At 29.2% G+C, this 16,906-nt stretch carries 16 protein-coding genes; all 16 read left to right on the top strand.

Annotated elements, in window-relative coordinates; all coding sequences use genetic code 11:
• The 16 genes from GXK56_RS21315 to sigG all read left to right on the top strand — a co-directional run bounded on the left by GXK56_RS21315 (position 1) and on the right by sigG (position 16,827).
• The gene (locus tag GXK56_RS21315) at positions 1-258 is read left to right on the top strand and encodes an IreB family regulatory phosphoprotein (protein ID WP_160691205.1); all 258 of its coding nucleotides are present in this window, start codon (positions 1-3) and stop codon (positions 256-258) included.
• A 50-nt stretch (positions 259-308) separates the two neighbouring features.
• Entirely contained in the window at positions 309-725 is a 417-nt protein-coding gene (ruvX, locus tag GXK56_RS21310) for a Holliday junction resolvase RuvX (protein ID WP_160691203.1), read from the top strand.
• A 281-nt stretch (positions 726-1,006) separates the two neighbouring features.
• Positions 1,007-1,282, top strand: coding sequence for a DUF1292 domain-containing protein (locus GXK56_RS21305; RefSeq protein WP_160691201.1), 276 nt, complete (start codon positions 1,007-1,009; stop codon positions 1,280-1,282).
• Between the two features lie 89 nt (positions 1,283-1,371).
• Complete coding sequence (locus GXK56_RS21300; protein WP_160691199.1) at positions 1,372-1,836, top strand: Fur family transcriptional regulator; 465 nt, start codon at positions 1,372-1,374, stop codon at positions 1,834-1,836.
• A gap of 62 nt (positions 1,837-1,898) precedes the next feature.
• Complete coding sequence (locus GXK56_RS21295; protein WP_160691197.1) at positions 1,899-3,566, top strand: ribonuclease J; 1,668 nt, start codon at positions 1,899-1,901, stop codon at positions 3,564-3,566.
• A 452-nt stretch (positions 3,567-4,018) separates the two neighbouring features.
• Entirely contained in the window at positions 4,019-5,845 is a 1,827-nt protein-coding gene (gene typA, locus GXK56_RS21290) for a translational GTPase TypA (protein ID WP_160691195.1), read from the top strand.
• Between the two features lie 98 nt (positions 5,846-5,943).
• Positions 5,944-6,969 carry an endolytic transglycosylase MltG gene (gene mltG, locus GXK56_RS21285; protein WP_160691193.1) on the top strand — a complete coding sequence of 342 codons (1,026 nt, stop codon included), beginning with the start codon at positions 5,944-5,946 and terminating at the stop codon, positions 6,967-6,969.
• Positions 6,970-7,117: 148 nt separating this feature from the next.
• Entirely contained in the window at positions 7,118-7,762 is a 645-nt protein-coding gene (locus GXK56_RS21280) for an O-methyltransferase (protein ID WP_160691191.1), read from the top strand.
• Positions 7,763-7,767: 5 nt separating this feature from the next.
• Complete coding sequence (locus GXK56_RS21275) at positions 7,768-8,985, top strand: U32 family peptidase (RefSeq protein ID WP_160691189.1); 1,218 nt, start codon at positions 7,768-7,770, stop codon at positions 8,983-8,985.
• A gap of 48 nt (positions 8,986-9,033) precedes the next feature.
• Positions 9,034-10,653 (top strand): penicillin-binding transpeptidase domain-containing protein, encoded by a 1,620-nt coding sequence (locus GXK56_RS21270; protein WP_243156215.1) that lies wholly within the window; start codon positions 9,034-9,036, stop codon positions 10,651-10,653.
• Positions 10,654-10,832: 179 nt separating this feature from the next.
• Positions 10,833-11,516, top strand: coding sequence for an RNA polymerase sporulation sigma factor SigK (gene sigK, locus GXK56_RS21265; RefSeq protein WP_243156211.1), 684 nt, complete (start codon positions 10,833-10,835; stop codon positions 11,514-11,516).
• 247 nt (positions 11,517-11,763) lie between these two features.
• A complete protein-coding gene (locus GXK56_RS21260) occupies positions 11,764-13,008 on the top strand; it encodes a cell division FtsA domain-containing protein (RefSeq protein WP_160691185.1) in 1,245 nt (414 codons plus the stop codon).
• Positions 13,009-13,022: 14 nt separating this feature from the next.
• Entirely contained in the window at positions 13,023-14,156 is a 1,134-nt protein-coding gene (gene ftsZ / locus GXK56_RS21255; RefSeq protein ID WP_160691183.1) for a cell division protein FtsZ, read from the top strand.
• 288 nt (positions 14,157-14,444) lie between these two features.
• Positions 14,445-15,287: a sigma-E processing peptidase SpoIIGA gene (locus tag GXK56_RS21250; RefSeq protein ID WP_160691181.1), complete on the top strand. Its 843-nt coding sequence runs from the start codon at positions 14,445-14,447 to the stop codon at positions 15,285-15,287.
• On the top strand, positions 15,262-15,969 hold the full coding sequence (gene sigE / locus GXK56_RS21245) for an RNA polymerase sporulation sigma factor SigE (protein WP_160691179.1): 708 nt from the start codon (positions 15,262-15,264) through the stop codon (positions 15,967-15,969). Before GXK56_RS21250 ends, sigE begins: the two co-directional genes overlap by 26 nt.
• A gap of 84 nt (positions 15,970-16,053) precedes the next feature.
• On the top strand, positions 16,054-16,827 hold the full coding sequence (gene sigG / locus GXK56_RS21240; RefSeq protein WP_160691177.1) for an RNA polymerase sporulation sigma factor SigG: 774 nt from the start codon (positions 16,054-16,056) through the stop codon (positions 16,825-16,827).
• Positions 16,828-16,906 lie beyond the last annotated feature (79 nt).

Below are 16,906 nucleotides of genomic sequence, written 5' to 3'. Positions count from 1 at the left end.
ATGAGTAATAATATTGAACATACAATGCAATTTGATTTAAGTAAGAATAAAGAAGCTCTTACGAAGGCAATATTAACAGAGGTTTATAATTCTTTACAAGAAAAAGGATACAATCCTATAAATCAGTTAGTTGGATATTTGATTTCAGGAGACCCTACTTACATCACTAATTACAACGGAGCAAGAGCTTTAGTGAGAAAACTCGAAAGAGATGACATACTAGAGGAAGTAATAAAATCTTATTTAGAGATAAAGTAGAGAGTGCCCGTTTTTGCGGGCACTCTTATTTTTTTAAGAGGTGCTGAAATTTGAGAATATTGGGATTAGATGTAGGTTCAAAGACTATAGGTGTCGCAGTAAGTGATCCGTTAGGATTTACAGCGCAAGGGATTACTACAATAAGAAGAACTAACAAAGAAAAAGATTTAGAAGAAATAAAAAAGTTTTGTGATGAATATAAAGCAGAAATTATAGTAATTGGACTTCCAAAGAATATGAATGGAACAATTGGGCCATCAGGAGAAATTATAATGACTTTTGGAAAGTTAATTGAAGAAGAGCTGAAAGTTCAAATAGTATTCTGGGATGAACGCTTAACAACTGTTGCTGCGCATAAGGCAATGCTTGAAGCTGATTTGTCAAGAAATAAGCGAAAAAAGATAGTTGATAAAGTTGCATCAACTTTTATCCTTCAAGGATATTTAGATATGCACTATATGAAATAGTGGCTATGCCACAACCAAGATCTTTTCACTATAGAAAATAGTGCAAAGCACTACCAAAAACTTTTCACTATAGAAAATAGTGCGAAGCAAAATACGGAATTTATTAAGCTTAACTAAATTTTAACAATAAAACAGGGATAAATTTTGTCCTGTTATTGTGATTCAGGTGCTTAAATATATATTTTGGAAAGTAATAAGTCAACTAACGATAGATTTTCTGTAATTGATTCGTTATTTTCTTTACAATTATTAAAAAATAAGAGATAGAAAGGAAATGTTATATGGATAAAGATGCAAAATACGTATATATACCAGATGAAAATGGCAATGATGTTAAGTTTGAGGTTATTATTTACTTCGAAATAGAAAAATTAAAAGGACAATATATTGTTGCGACACCAGCTGATGAAGATACAGAAGATGCATATGCATTTAAAATATTTAAAGATGAAGATGGAAGTGAAATTTTTATAGCACTAGAAGATGAGGATGAAGAGTTTGAAATGGTGCTAGAAACTTATGAAACACTTATGAATGAAGACGGTTTAGAGGAATAATTCATAAGTAACATTTTATAGTTAAACATATTTTAATGAAAATAGTTTATGCTGAGTATAAATTTTATATGAAAAGTGAGGTGTTATGTATGGAAAAATCGAACTTGGTTGATATGAATGCCTTAAAAGAAGAGTTGAAAAAGAAAGGGTATAAATTAACACCACAAAGAAGATCCATAGTTGACACAATTATTGAAAATGAAGGTCAACATTTAACGGCAGAAGAAATATATGATAAGGTAAAAAAAGATTGTCCAGAAATTGGATTAGCAACAGTATATAGAACTATTCTTGTGTTGGAAGAATTGGGTGTAATATCAAGATTGGATTTAAATGATGGATGTAGCAGATATGAAATTGTGCATTCTAATGAAGCACATAGGCATCATCATTTGATTTGTAATATCTGTAGCAGTGTTTCGGAAGTTCAGGATGATTTACTGGAAGAACTTGAAGAAAGTATAGAAAAGCAGTATAAATTTAAAATTTTAGACCATAGTGTAAAGTTTTATGGAATATGTGAGGAATGTCAAAAAAAACTAAAGGATGAATAAAAGGTACTTGAAATAAAAAAGAGCCTTTGTTTATAGATAATGCCACAAAAAGGAGGGGAAATATGAAGAGCGAAAAAGCAAAGATAAAAATTATTCCTCTTGGCGGTATAAATGAAATCGGGAAGAATATAACAGCAATTGAATATAAAGATGATATTATAGTTATAGATTGCGGATTAAAGTTCCCAGATGATGATATGTTTGGAATAGATATTGTAATACCTGATATTTCATACTTAATTAAAAATGCCGAAAAGATTAAAGGAATATTTTTAACTCACGGACATGAAGATCATATAGGGGCTCTGCCATATATATTGAAACAATTGAATGTTCCAGTTTATGGTACTAAGCTTACTATAGGAATAGTTGAGACTAAATTAAAAGAGCACGGCTTATTAGCATCAACTCAGCTTATGAGAGTTAAACCAAAGGATATAATTAAATTACAGAGCGTTTCAGTAGAATTTATAAAAACAAATCACTCTATAGCGGATTCGGTGGCAATTGCCATTCATACACCACTGGGAGTTGTGCTTCATACTGGAGATTTCAAAATTGATTATACACCAATTGATGGTGAAATGATGGATTTTGGAAGATTAGCAGAATTGGGAAGAAAAGGTGTTTTAGTAATGATGGCTGATTCAACTAATGTTGAAAGAGCAGGATATACTTTAACTGAAAGAGTTGTTGGAGAAACTTTTTTAAGATTATTTGGAAAAGCAAAGGGCAGAATAATAGTTGCAACATTTGCTTCTAATATTCATAGAATCCAACAAATAATAACGGCAGCACAAGCTTATGATAAAAAAGTGGCTGTGTCTGGGCGTAGTATGGAAAATATAGTTCAAGTAGCAGCTGAATTGGGTTATCTTAACTTTGAAGAAGATGTACTTGTGCCAATAGATCAAATTGGAAAATATCCTAATGAAAAAGTTGTTATTATAACAACAGGAAGTCAAGGAGAACCAATGTCAGCCCTAGCAAGAATGGCGGCATCAGAACATAGAAAAGTTAATGTTGTACCTGGAGATACTGTTATTATTTCAGCAACACCAATTCCAGGAAATGAAAAATTGGTTTCAAAGGTTGTAAATCAATTATTTAAAAAAGGTGCAGAAGTAATATATGATTCTGCTGAAAAAATTCACGTTTCAGGTCATGCTTGTCAAGAAGAATTAAAATTAATGCAGGCATTAGTTAAGCCAAGATTTTTTGTACCAGTTCATGGTGAATATAGACATTTGAAAAAGCATGGTGAATTGGCAATGGAGTTAGGTCTTCCAGATAAGAACTTAATTATACCTGAAAATGGAGATATAATTGAAGTAGCAAGAAACTATATTAAAAAGAATGGTACAGCAATTGCTGGTCAAGTTTTTGTAGATGGACTTGGAGTTGGAGATGTAGGAAATATTGTTTTAAGAGATAGAAAGCATTTATCACAAGACGGTATTTTAACAATTGTTGTTACAATAGAAAAGCAATCGGGAAGAGTCGTATCAGGACCAGATATAATTTCTAGAGGATTCGTATATGTTAGGGAATCAGAAGGTCTTATGGAGGATGCAAGAGATATTGTTAAAGCAGTACTTAGAGATTGTGAAGAAAAGCAAATATCAGATTGGGCAACATTAAAATCTAAAATGAGAGACGAACTTAGAGAATTCCTTTATGAAAAGACTAAGAGAAAGCCTATGATATTACCTATAATTATGGAATTTTAAATTATTTGAAGCAAAATCAATGTTTAAAATAGAAAATAAATTTTGCCATTGTAAGGAAAGTTCAAATAGTAAAACTTATAATGTAAGTTTTTTATAGTTGACTTTTTATGCTGAAAAGGGTAAAATTTAAAATAGTTGTGTAGGAAATTGGATACTTTAAGTATCCAATTTTATTTTGGAAAAAAACAGTTATAGGTTTACATTGACTTATAACTTGAGTTATTATTTTAATTAATAATTAAAAATTTATTAACATAATAATTATTTGGAAAATATTTTATAAATATACTTAATTTTTTACTTATTGTATACATAACTAGAGACAAAATAATAAAGTGATACTTATCTATAGTTGTTGCTATGAAATAATTAATAAGTTAATAATCTATGATAGTTTTGACTTGGATAAAAAAGAAAAATTCGCAGTTTAATGCTGTTTGGAGGAATAAAAAATGGAATTAATAAAAAGAGAAGATATAAGAAATATAGCTATAATTGCCCACGTTGACCATGGTAAGACAACATTAGTTGATGCTCTATTAAAGCAAAGTCATACATTTAGAGCTAACGAAAAAGTAGAAGAAAGAGTAATGGATTCTAATGACTTAGAAAAAGAAAGAGGAATTACAATTCTTTCAAAAAATACTGCTGTAATTTATAATGATATAAAAATAAATATAGTAGATACCCCAGGACATGCAGATTTCGGTGGGGAAGTTGAACGTGTACTTAAGATGGTTGACTCAGTTTTACTTGTTGTTGACTCATATGAAGGTCCAATGCCACAAACTAAATTCGTTTTAAAGAAATCATTAGAATTAGGGTTAAAGCCAATAGTTATAATTAATAAAATAGATAAACCAAATGCTAGACCAACAGAAGTAATTGATGAAGTATTTGACCTATTTGTAGAATTAGGAGCAAATGATGAACAATTAGACTTCCAAATTATTTATGCGTCAGCTAGAGAAGGTTTTGCAAGATATAATGTTGAAGATGATAATGCAGACATGAATCCTATATTTGAAACAATAGTAAAATATGTTGCACCACCAGAAGGATATGCAGATGAACCACTTCAAATGTTAGTAAGTACACTAGATACAAATGCCTTTGTTGGGAAGATTGCAATTGGTAAAATACACAGAGGTGTTGTAAAGAGAAATCAAACTGTAACTCTATTAAAGAATGATGGATCAAATTTTAATTTCAAAATAACTAGTATATTTACATACAAAGGATTAAAAAGAGAAGAAGCAGAAGAAGCTTCAATGGGAGATATAGTTGCAGTAAGTGGTGTTCTTGATGCTAATATAGGTGATACTATAGCAGATTCTTCAGCTCCAGAAGCATTACCATTTTTAGAAATAGATGAACCAACATTAACAATGAACTTCATGGTTAATGATTCACCATTTGCAGGGCAAGAAGGTGAGTTTGTAACATCAAGACATTTGAGAGATAGATTAATGAAGGAACTTGAAACAAATGTAAGTTTAAGAGTAAAAGAAATTACTCCAGATTGCTTTGAAGTTGCAGGAAGAGGAGAACTTCATCTTTCAGTTCTTATTGAAACTATGAGAAGAGAAGGATATGAATTCCAAGTTTCAAAAGCAAATGTTATCTTTAGAGAAGAAAATGGTCATAAAGAAGAACCGATTGAGTACTTAACAATCGATGTTCCAGAAGAATTTATGGGGCCAGTAATGGAAAAGCTAGGGCCAAGAAAAGCTGAAATGGTTAATATGACATCAGCAGTAAATGGATACACAAGATTAGAATTTACGGTTCCAGCTAGAGGTCTTATTGGATTTAGAAGTGAATTAATGACTGATACAAAGGGTAATGGAATTATGAATCACGTATTCCATTCTTATGAAAAATATAAAGGTGAAATTCCAGGTAGAAGCAGAGGGTCAATAGTTTCTTTTGAAGCAGGAGATTCAATAGCTTATGGATTATATAGTGCTCAAGAAAGAGGACAATTATTTATAGGAGCTGGTGTTCCTGTATATGGTGGTATGATAGTTGGTGTTTCTGCAAGAGCAGAGGATCTTGAAATTAATGTATGTAAAATGAAGAAACTTACTAATACAAGATCATCGGGTGCTGATGATGCATTAAAATTAACTCCACCAGTTGAAATGTCACTTGAACAATGTTTAGAATTCATAAATGCTGATGAGTTAGTAGAAGTAACTCCACAAAATATAAGAATGAGAAAGAGAATATTAGATAGTGCTGAAAGAAGAAGAATGATCAGCAGAAGCAAAAAATAATTATAAATAATATTCTATAGATAAAATAAATAAAGCTAATTAAAAGTAAATAGTCTGTATTGGATTATTTACTTTTAATTATATTCAGGAGAATCTTTATGGAGCGATATAAAAACTTAAAAAAATTGCTGCTGGCAGTTGCAATATTTATATTTGTCATAATAGTTACTTTTGTGATATCCTATAATAATGCAATAGAAAAGCCCTTAAATTCAAATGAAAACACCATGCTGATTGAAGTAAGACAAGGCGAAGGATTTTATGATATATTAAATAAATTAGACAAAGAAGATAAGCTTTCAAATAAGCTACTCATTAAAGTTAAGCTTGCAATAGATAAAAAAAATATAAAATTAAGAGAAGGTATTTATGAAATAAATACTAATTCAAGCTTAGAGGAATTAATAAGTTCTTTAGAAAATGGAACAGGTGTTAAAAATTTAATTAAATTTACTATTCCAGAAGGATATTCTATTGAAGAAATTGGGAATGTTCTTGAAGAGAAAGAAATTTGTTCAAAAAATGAGTTCATAAAAGCCGTGCAAAATTATGAATTGCCAAAGTATGTTAGTAATAACAGCAAAAAAAGATACAATCTAGAAGGTTTTTTATATCCAGATACATATTTAGTTGAAGAAGGCTTAGGAGCTGAAAATATAGTTAAAATAATGTTAACTAGATTTGAGGATGTATTAAAGCAAGTAAAAGATGAAACTAAAGTTGATATAAAAGATGAAGATGTGGAAAAAATAATTACTATAGCTTCTATGATAGAAAAAGAAGCCAAGGTGCAAAAGGACAGACCACTTATTTCATCAGTTATTTATAATAGACTTGATAAAAATATGAAACTTGAAATAGATGCAGCAGTAATTTATGCTCTTGGATATCATGTTGATGTGGTATTAAACAAACATTTAGAAATAAACTCACCATATAATGTTTATAAATATGAAGGTCTTCCAGTAGGTCCAATAGCTAGTCCGGGAATAAATTGTATTAAAGCTGCAATACTTCCAGAAAAGACAGATTATTTATATTATATTTTACAAAAGGATGATTCACATTATTTTACTAAGAGCTATGATGATTTTTTAAAGAAGAAAAAAGAACTAGGATACTAAAAACAGGTAACAGTTAAGAGTTAACTGTTGAGGAAGAAAAGCCTTAGTGCTTTTCAAAAATTAAATATTAAGTTGCTTAGTAACTTAATATTATTTATTAGTTAGTTTACAATGAATTTATATTAGATTTGAAATTTGGAGGAAATTCATGAGTGAGATTACATATGACTATATGGAAGAATATATTAGAGGTTTAATTAAGGACAGGGATGGCATCTTAAAAGAAATAGAAGATTTTGCAAGAGCAAATGGAGTTCCTATTGTTCAAAAAGAAACTGGTGTTTTCCTTGAATTTATGACAAGTATGAAAAAGCCAAAAAGGATATTGGAACTAGGGACAGCAATAGGTTTTTCATCAATATTAATGTATGAAGCAGCTGGTACAGAGCCAGAGATTGTAACAATAGAACGTGATGAAAGAATGATAGAATTAGCTAATGTGAACTTAAATAAATTTAATTTAAGTCATAAAATAAAAATTGAACAAGGTGATTGTTTAGAAGTATTAGAAAAATTAAATGAACCATTTGATTTAATTTTTATGGATGCAGGAAAGGGACATTATAATCATTTTTTACCACATTGTTTAAGATTGCTTAAGGAAGATGGTATAATAGTAGCTGATAATGTTCTATTTAGAGGAATGGTAGCATCTCAGGAATTAGTCAAAAGAAGAAAAATAACAATAGTAAAAAGAATGAGGACTTATTTGGAATTAGTTACTCAAGATAAAAACTTGATTACATCTGTCATACCTATGGGAGATGGAATTGCAGTTACTAAGAGGAGGTAAATAAAATGATAAGACCAGAAGTTTTAGCACCAGCAGGGAATTTAGATAAGCTTAAAATAGCAATAGATTTTGGAGCTGATGCAGTATACCTAGGAGGAAGCAAATTAAATTTAAGAGCATTTGCTGATAATTTTACAAATGAACAATTAAAAGAGGGTGTAGATTACGCCCATGAAAGAAATAGAAAAGTATATGTTACTATGAATGTATTCCCTCATAATGAAGATTTAAGTGGCGTTGAGGATTATATAAAAGAATTATATGAAACAGGAGTAGATGCAATTATTGCATCAGATCCAGCAATAATATCAGCAGCTAGAGAAGTTGCACCAAATTTAGAAATTCATTTAAGCACTCAAGCAAATAATGTTAACTGGAGAGCAGCTAAGTTCTGGTATGATCAAGGTGTTAAAAGAATAGTTATGGCTAGGGAATTAAGCTTAACTGAAATTAAAGAAATGAGAGATAATTTACCAGAAGATTGCGAAATCGAAGCTTTTGTTCATGGTTCAATGTGCATAAGTTATTCAGGAAGATGTCTGCTTTCTAATTATATGACAGGTAGAGATGCCAATAGAGGAGCTTGTGCTCAAGCATGCAGATATAAGTATCATTTAGTTGAAGAGAAAAGACCAGGTGAACTTTACGAAGTAGTTGAAGATGATAATGGAACTTATATAATGAATTCAAAAGATTTATGCATGATTGAACATATTGATGATGTTATTAAGGCAGGAGTATACTCCCTTAAAATAGAAGGAAGAATGAAAAGTTTATATTATGTAGCAGCTGTAGTTAAATCCTATAGGCAAGCTGTTGATGCATATATGAAAGACCCTGATAATTATAAGTTTGATCCAAAATGGATGGAAAATTTAAATAATGTAAGTCATAGACAATACCATACAGGTTTTTATTATGGACAAAATAATGAACAAGTATATGAAGATTCAGGATATATCAGAAATGCAGATATAGTTGGAATTGTAAGAGAATATGATGAAAAAACAAAAACTGCAACTATTGAACAAAAAAATAAAGTATTAAATGAAGACACAGTTGAAGTTTTAAGACCAGAAGGGGACAATTTTGAAATTGTTCTTCACGAAATGAAAGAATTAAATGGTAAGGCATTAGAGTCAGCTGCAAGAGCACAAATGTTATATAAAGTTAAAGTTGATGTGCCACTAAGAGTGAAAGACCTATTGATTAAAAACAAATAACAGTTTGAATAAAATATCTCCTTTTTGGGAATAATTAACCAAAAGGAGGTGTTTTTTATTTTTACTGAAAAGTTTAACAGGAATAAAAGAATATTACAGATTTTAGCTATATTTATAACAATCATGATGGCATTAACCGTAAGATTATATGTTTTGCAAATATATCCATCTGAAAAAGTCCAAAGTTCTTATCAAAATCATCAAGAAGAAAATGTTAGTAATATGAACTATAAGATTTTAGATACTAATGGTAATGATTTGATGAAATACGAACAAAAATACGTGCTTGTAATAGATACTAAGCCCTTCAGTTTAAATAATTATGAAGAAACGCTAGAAGACTTGATGGCTTTAAACTTTATAATGAAGTCTGAAAATCCTGATTTTAATTATACTGAAGTTATGAAACAGGGTGGTAAGATATACTACAATATATCAGAAGGCTCGTACAATAAAATAAATAATCTTAAAAATATTAAAGGTATATATACCTATATTTCAAATGAAACGGATACAAAAAAAGCTTGGAGCGTACCAAGTATGTTTTCTAAAGTATTAGATGAAGAACATGAGGCAGAATCTCTTGAAGGAGAACTATATAATTATTTTAAAGATAATGAAAAACCTAAAGGTGAATTTTATTTAGATAGTAGAGCAGTTTATGTAAAACAGTTATTAAATATAAGTGATCAAAATAGGAATTTACAATTAACTATAGATAAAGAAATTGAAGATAAGGTAAGAGGCATATTAGATAAAGAAGAATATTCATATTTAACTAATGTTGGTATAACTATAATGGAAGCTGATACTGGGAAAATAAGAGCTATGGTTCAAAAAGATGAGAGTGCAGCTAATATAAATCTTGGGATACAACAAATAGGATATGAACCTGGTTCTATTTATAAGGTAATTACACTTGGTGCAGCCTTAGATATGGGATTAATGAATATAAATAACACTTTTACGTGTAACGGAAAGATATGCAAGGAAGTACATGGAAGATTATCTGTAGAGCAGGCCTTTGCAAAATCTTGCAACGATATATTTGCGGAGATAGGATCAAAGGTGGGATATGAAAAGCTAATGGAGTATTCAGAAAAGTTAGGTTTATATGATAGAGTATTAAATTTTAAAGGTGGAAGTAGAAATGAAGCCAAAGGAGTTAAACCACTTAAAGAATCAGGGATGAATAATATTTCTATAGGACAATGTATGAATGTAACTCCAGTTCAAATGCTAGGAGCTATAAATACTATAACTAACAACGGTGTATATATAAAACCTTATATAGTAGAAGATGTTTTAGATAAGGATGGTGGGATAATTAAAGAATTTAAAACTAATAAACAAAGGGTTTATAGTGAAACAACAGCAAAATTAGTTAAGAATTCTATGAGGCAGGTTATAATAAATGGAACGGGAATAAAAGCCTATATAGGAGATCTAGATATAGGAGGGAAAACGGGCTCGTCAACTGGTAGTGAAAAACAAACACATGGGTGGTTTGCTGGTTTTTTTGATATAGGAGAAAAGAAATATACTATGGTGGTATTTACCCCAAATATAAAATCTTCAGATGGAACTGATAATGAAAAGTTAGGAGGCGGTGATACAGCAGCTCCTATTTTTAAAGATATAGTTAAAAAGTTAAATATGAGAGACTAGATCAGTTAAGAATGATGAGGCGACGGGGAAAGTCTAATATTTTTTCAATATATATTTTAATGTTAAAACTTATATATTTTAATAAAGAAATTAATAAAAATAAAAAAATAAAAATGCTTAAGCAACTTTTCGGAAAAATAAACATATTATAATAGCAAGCACTGATGTGGAGGAAAAAGGTGTTTATAGACTTAATATTGAATTCACTTTTTCTTACAGGGTATGTAACAAACAGTAATACATTTCCAATGCCTTTAGATGAAACTGAAGAACAAATGTATTTAAAGAAATTTAAAGAGGGAGATAAGGCTGCAAAAAGCGTTTTAATTGAGAGAAACTTAAGATTGGTGGCCCACATAGTAAAAAAATACTCATTTCCCAATAAGGATGTAGATGAATTAATTTCAATTGGAACTGTAGGATTAATAAAAGCTATTGACTCATTTGATTCTAGCAAGGGTACAAGATTGGCTACTTATGCTTCAAGATGTATAGAAAACGAAATTCTAATGCTGTTTAGAAACAATAAAAAGCAAAAAAGTGAGGTCTATCTTCAAGATCCGATTGGAGTTGATAAGGAGGGAAATGAATTCTGTTTACTTGATATATTAAGTAGTGAGAAGGATTGTGTTTTAGAAAAAGTTGAAAGCAACTTACAAATAAGAGCTTTATATAAAAAACTAGTTGAATCATTAAGTAAACGTGAAAGTGCTATTTTAATTATGCGTTATGGATTAATAGACGGTAAATGTAAAACTCAGAGAGAAATAGCTGTAAACTTAGGAATTTCACGTTCATATGTATCAAGAATAGAAAAGAAGGCTTTAAAAAAGCTTAGAAAAGAGCTACTTACAAAAAATTAAGGAGATTTACGTGCAAAAAATTAAAAGTTTTCACATAGTTAAAATAAGGGTGCTATTTCAAAATAGTACCCTTATTTTTATAAAAATATTTCAATAACTATTATATTGTTTTATTAAGTAATTATGAAGGATGAATAAAAAATAATAAATTATGAAAAAATATATAAATTAAAAGAGGATTTTTAAGAGATATGTTGAATATAATGCAATTGGTAGATTTTTTTCAATATAGAAGGGAAGATTAATTATGCAACAAGATATAATTACATCCATAGATTTTGGAAGTAAGAAGTTGTCTGCGACTTTAGCTTTTAAAGGTAAAGAAGATCTGGAAATATTAGGCGTAAAATCTTGTAAGTCAGCTGGAATGGAAAAGGGATTATTAACTGATATTGAAAAATGCAGAGAAGCGGTCGTAAGTTTGTTAAGTGAATTGGAGGAAAAAGCTAAAAAAGAAATTAAGGATGTTGCTATTGGAATTTCTTCAAATAAAGTTAGAATTTCAGAAACAACGGTTGCAATTGATCTAAGTGAAGAAAAGGTTACTAGTGAAGAGATAAGAAAAGCACTAAAAATGGGAAAAAAAAGTATTACTATAAGAAGCGATGAATCAATTATAGATATATTGATAAATTTTTATATTTTAGATGGTGTTGTAGTACATAAAGATATAATTAACTGGAAAGGTAGAAGGCTTGAACTTAATCTTACATTGGTAATAGCAGAAACAAAAGAAATTGAAAAATATTATGAGCTTTTTAAAGAAACTAAATATAAAATTGAATTTATTAAGTTAAATATATTAGTTGGAAAACAAGTGTTTTTAAGTGAAAAAAATTCAATAGGAAACATAGCTTTAGTTGATATTGGAGCAGGTATTACTGATATAGCGTTATTTAGTAATGGTGTCGTAAAGGAATTGGCAAATGTACTAATAGGTGGTAATAATATAAGTAATGATATAGCTATTTGTGGTGAGTTTTCTTTCTTAGAAGCTGATAATATGAAAAAGATTTATTCTAGCAATTATAAAGCTTTATACTTAGATAATTCTCTTCAGGATGAAATAGAAGTAGGTACAACTAAAGTGTCTAAAAAACTATTCTATGAGGTAGCAAATGCTAGGATAGAAGAAATATTAAATCATATTAACGCAAAATTAAAAAACACTGGTCATTATGATAGAATTTGTAGTATAATTCTATATGGAGATGGTGTAACTTATTTCGAGGATATAAGTGAAATCATTCGTAAAATTTTTAAGATAAAAACAAAAGTTATAAGAAAAAATGATTTGGGGATAAAAAATTCAGAAAATATAACTTCATTAGCAATTGCGAAAGAAGTATATGATAGATTAATTTTATTAGAAGATAAAAACGTAGTTCTAACTAATAAAAATAATGAAATAAATAATGAATATTTACACAATAATAAAAGTGAAAATCATATTCTAAAAAAAGTGAAAGGTTTTTTTGATAAGATTTTTTAAGGGGAGGAATTGTTTTGTTAGATTTTGAAACAGATATGCAAGAATTAACCAATATAAAAGTAATTGGTTGCGGCGGCGGTGGAAGTAATGCCGTAAATAGGATGATAGTTGAAGGATTAAAGAATGTTGAGTTTATTGCAATAAATACAGATAAGCAAGCATTAATGCTTTCTAATGCTAATCATAAAATTCAAATAGGGGAAAAGTTAACAAAAGGGTTAGGTGCTGGTGCAAACCCTGAAATTGGAAGAAAGGCAGCTGAAGAAAGCAGAGAGGAAATTACTGCTGCTATTAAAGGCGCTAATATGGTATTTATTACTGCTGGTATGGGAGGCGGTACTGGAACAGGTGCAGCTCCAATCGTTGCAGAAATAGCTAAAGCTATGGACATTTTAACTGTAGGTGTGGTTACAAAACCATTCCCTTTTGAAGGAAAAAGGAGAATGAGACATGCTGAAATGGGTATTGCTACATTAAAAGAAAAGGTTGATACTCTAGTTATTATACCAAATGAAAGATTACTTAATATGGCTGATAAGAAAACAACTCTATTGGATTCATTTAAATTAGCTGATGAAGTATTAAGACAAGGTGTACAGGCAATTTCAGACTTGATTACAATAACTGGTGTAATTAACGCTGACTTTGCAGATATAAAGGCAGTTATGCTTAATAAAGGATTAGCTCATATGGGTGTTGGCTTTGGTAAAGGTGATACTAGAACACAAGATGCTGTTAAGCAGGCAATATCATCTCCACTTTTAGAAACATCAATAGATGGTGCTACAGATGTTATTATAAACTTTACTGGTGGAGCAGATCTTGGAGCATTAGAAGTGTATGATGCAGCAGATGTTGTTCGTGAAGCAGTTGATCCAGATGCAAATATAATTGTTGGAGCGGTAATAGATGAAACTCTTACTGAAGAAATTAGGATTACAGTTATAGCAACTGGATTTGAGAGTGAAAATAATAAAGTTTCAATGAACTCAATGGTGGAAGAACTTAAAAAACCACAAGTTCAAGAAAAAGTTAAAGAGGAACCAGAAGCAGCAGTAGATGTTAAAGAGCCTGAAACAACATCTAGCAGCTTTGAAGAAGATGATTTAGATATACCAGTTTTCTTAAGAAGACAAAAGAGACATTAATATAAAAATGTAAATTTAATAAATAGGATGGAAATTTGTTTGAGGGATATTCTTATAACAAGTTTCCATCCTATTTTGTTATTACTATTTTTAGCAAATTTATATAAGATAATAGAATTTATTTTTATATAATAAGTTGGTTTTAAATGTAAAAAAGTAAACATAAAAATATAGTGTAAGTAAATGTAAAAAGATTAATAAAAAAAGTAAAGCTATAAAATGTGATTGTGACAAATTTTTGAAATGAAGGAGTATATAATAAAAGCCATACAGATTGGAGGCGTTAAGATGAAAATATATGCTGATATTCTAATTTTAGAAAACTGTATAGTGGATTTTTTTTTATTAACTTTAACAATGAACTGTATCAAACATAAATGTAAAACTAGTAATTTGATTATTTCAAGCTTTATAGGGGGGATTTATACCCTAGTTTTGATATTGCCTAAACTTAATATATTAGCAAGCTTTCCATTTCAACTAGCAGTTGTATTTATAATGGTTAGGCTAGTGTATGGAAAGAACAGCATTTTTAATTTAATTAAATTGGCAGCTATTTTTTTAATGATAAGCTTCACTTTAAGTGGAATATGTTTTCTATTTTCTTTAAAGTCATATGAATTCAGTATAGGTACAAGTTATAGAGTTGAGAAATACTCAATTAAATATATTATTTTGTCAATAATGATTATATATGCATCTTATAGTAGAATTACAGATTATGTAAAGGGAAAATTGTTTATAAAGAATTTTGACTTCAATGTTGAATTTGAAATAGAAAAAAAACACTATAGTTTTAAAGGTTTTTTAGATACAGGAAATGAACTGGTCGAATCCATTACTAATCTTCCATGTATTTTAATTGAAGAAGATTTGATTAAGGATATAGAATTCAATGAAAATAATACTTATAAAATACCTTATAATTCTATAGGATATGGCGGTGATCTTAGAGGAATAAGAATAAATAACATAAAAATAACAAATACAAAGCATCTATACGAAAATGTTGATGCAATAATTTGTCCTTGTAAGCAAACATTAAGCAGAGAAGATGAATTCAATGCATTATTATCCAGAGGAATAGTATATAAGGAGGATGTATATGGAAAGACTAATTTTGTTCTTTAATAGGCTGATGAGCAGATTTAAAATTTTAAAAAAGAATTTATATTATGTTGGAGGAAGTGATGCATTGCCACCACCATTATCAAAAGATGAAGAAGAAGAATTAGTAAATAAATTAAATGATGGAGACGAAAAAATCAGAAGCATATTAATAGAAAGGAATTTAAGATTAGTAGTTTATATAGCGAGAAAATTTGAAAATACAGGAGTATATGTAGAAGATTTAATTTCTGTTGGAACTATTGGATTAATAAAGGCTGTAAATACCTTTAATCCTGAAAAAAAAATAAAACTTGCAACTTATGCATCAAGATGTATCGAAAATGAAATTCTTATGTATTTAAGAAGAAATAGTAAAATAAAAGCAGAAATTTCATTTTATGAACCTTTAAATATAGACTGGGATGGAAATGAACTTTTATTATCTGATATATTAGGAACTGAAAATGATACAGTTTATAATTTAATTGAAGATGAAGTTGATAAGCAGCTTTTAGTCATGGCGTTAAAAAGTTTAAATGAAAGAGAAAAGGAAATAGTAAGATTGAGATTCGGATTAAATGGAACAAGAGAAAAAACTCAAAAGGAAGTAGCTGATATGCTTGGTATATCTCAATCTTATATATCAAGATTAGAAAAGAAAATAATTAAGAGACTTAAGAAAGAAATAAGTAGAATGATTTAGCTTGTCTTCGAGTATAAAAGTATTGCCTAAAGGAGATAATTATAAATAGCAATTGGATAATTACTTTCGAAAGGGTTGATACTTGTGATAATTAACAAAGTAGAAATATGTGGCGTTAATACTTCGAAGCTTCCTGTACTCAAAGAGAAAGAAAAGAAACAGCTTTTTCTTCAAATGAAAGATGGAGATAAAAGTGCAAGAGAAACCTTCATAAAAGGAAATTTGAGGCTTGTATTAAGTGTTATTCAGAGATTTAATAATAGAGGCGAAAATATAGATGATTTGTTCCAGGTTGGCTGTATTGGATTGATGAAATCCATAGATAATTTTGATTTATCTCAAAATGTCAAGTTTTCAACATACGCAGTACCAATGATAATTGGAGAAATTAGAAGATATTTAAGAGATAATAATTCTATTAGAGTAAGCAGATCTTTGAGAGACATTGCTTATAAGGCTTTGATTATGAGAGAAAGATTTATAAAAGATAATAATAAAGAACCTACTATTTCGCAAATTGCAAAAGAACTTGAACTACCAAGAGAAGAAGTCGTATTTGCATTAGATGCAATACAAGATCCTGTATCATTATTTGAACCAATTTACCATGATGGAGGAGACGCAATATATGTAATGGATCAAATAAGTGATTCGAAAAATACGGATGAACATTGGCTTGAAAACATTTCAATAAAGGAGGCTATGAAAAAACTTTCTGACAGAGAAAAATTAATATTAAATTTACGATTTTTTAATGGAAGAACCCAAATGGAAGTTGCAGATGAAATTGGAATTTCACAGGCACAAGTTTCAAGATTAGAAAAAACAGCTTTAAAACACATGAGAAAACATGTATAAAAAGAAAATTAAGTAATACTATAGGAATCTGTTAAGCTGTTATGAAAAAATAGCTTGATTATTCATAGAATTACTCGTT

Origin of the sequence: Clostridium sp. C2-6-12 (genome assembly GCF_009928485.1) — a bacterium.
Classification (GTDB): Bacteria; Bacillota; Clostridia; order Clostridiales; family Clostridiaceae; genus Clostridium.
This window is presented reverse-complemented; position numbering and strand designations above follow the sequence as displayed.

Bases quoted from the DNA above. Each gene is read 5' to 3' on its own strand.
- GXK56_RS21300 (WP_160691199.1), top strand. From the start codon at position 1,372: ATGGAAAAATCGAACTTGGTTGATATGAATGCCTTAAAAGAAGAGTTG.
- mltG (WP_160691193.1), top strand. From the start codon at position 5,944: ATGGAGCGATATAAAAACTTAAAAAAATTGCTGCTGGCAGTTGCAATA.
- GXK56_RS21305 (WP_160691201.1), top strand. From the start codon at position 1,007: ATGGATAAAGATGCAAAATACGTATATATACCAGATGAAAATGGCAAT.
- GXK56_RS21280 (WP_160691191.1), top strand. From the start codon at position 7,118: ATGAGTGAGATTACATATGACTATATGGAAGAATATATTAGAGGTTTA.
- GXK56_RS21260 (WP_160691185.1), top strand. From the start codon at position 11,764: ATGCAACAAGATATAATTACATCCATAGATTTTGGAAGTAAGAAGTTG.
- typA (WP_160691195.1), top strand. From the start codon at position 4,019: ATGGAATTAATAAAAAGAGAAGATATAAGAAATATAGCTATAATTGCC.
- GXK56_RS21315 (WP_160691205.1), top strand. From the start codon at position 1: ATGAGTAATAATATTGAACATACAATGCAATTTGATTTAAGTAAGAAT.
- GXK56_RS21275 (WP_160691189.1), top strand. From the start codon at position 7,768: ATGATAAGACCAGAAGTTTTAGCACCAGCAGGGAATTTAGATAAGCTT.
- GXK56_RS21250 (WP_160691181.1), top strand. From the start codon at position 14,445: ATGAAAATATATGCTGATATTCTAATTTTAGAAAACTGTATAGTGGAT.
- sigE (WP_160691179.1), top strand. From the start codon at position 15,262: ATGGAAAGACTAATTTTGTTCTTTAATAGGCTGATGAGCAGATTTAAA.
- GXK56_RS21295 (WP_160691197.1), top strand. From the start codon at position 1,899: ATGAAGAGCGAAAAAGCAAAGATAAAAATTATTCCTCTTGGCGGTATA.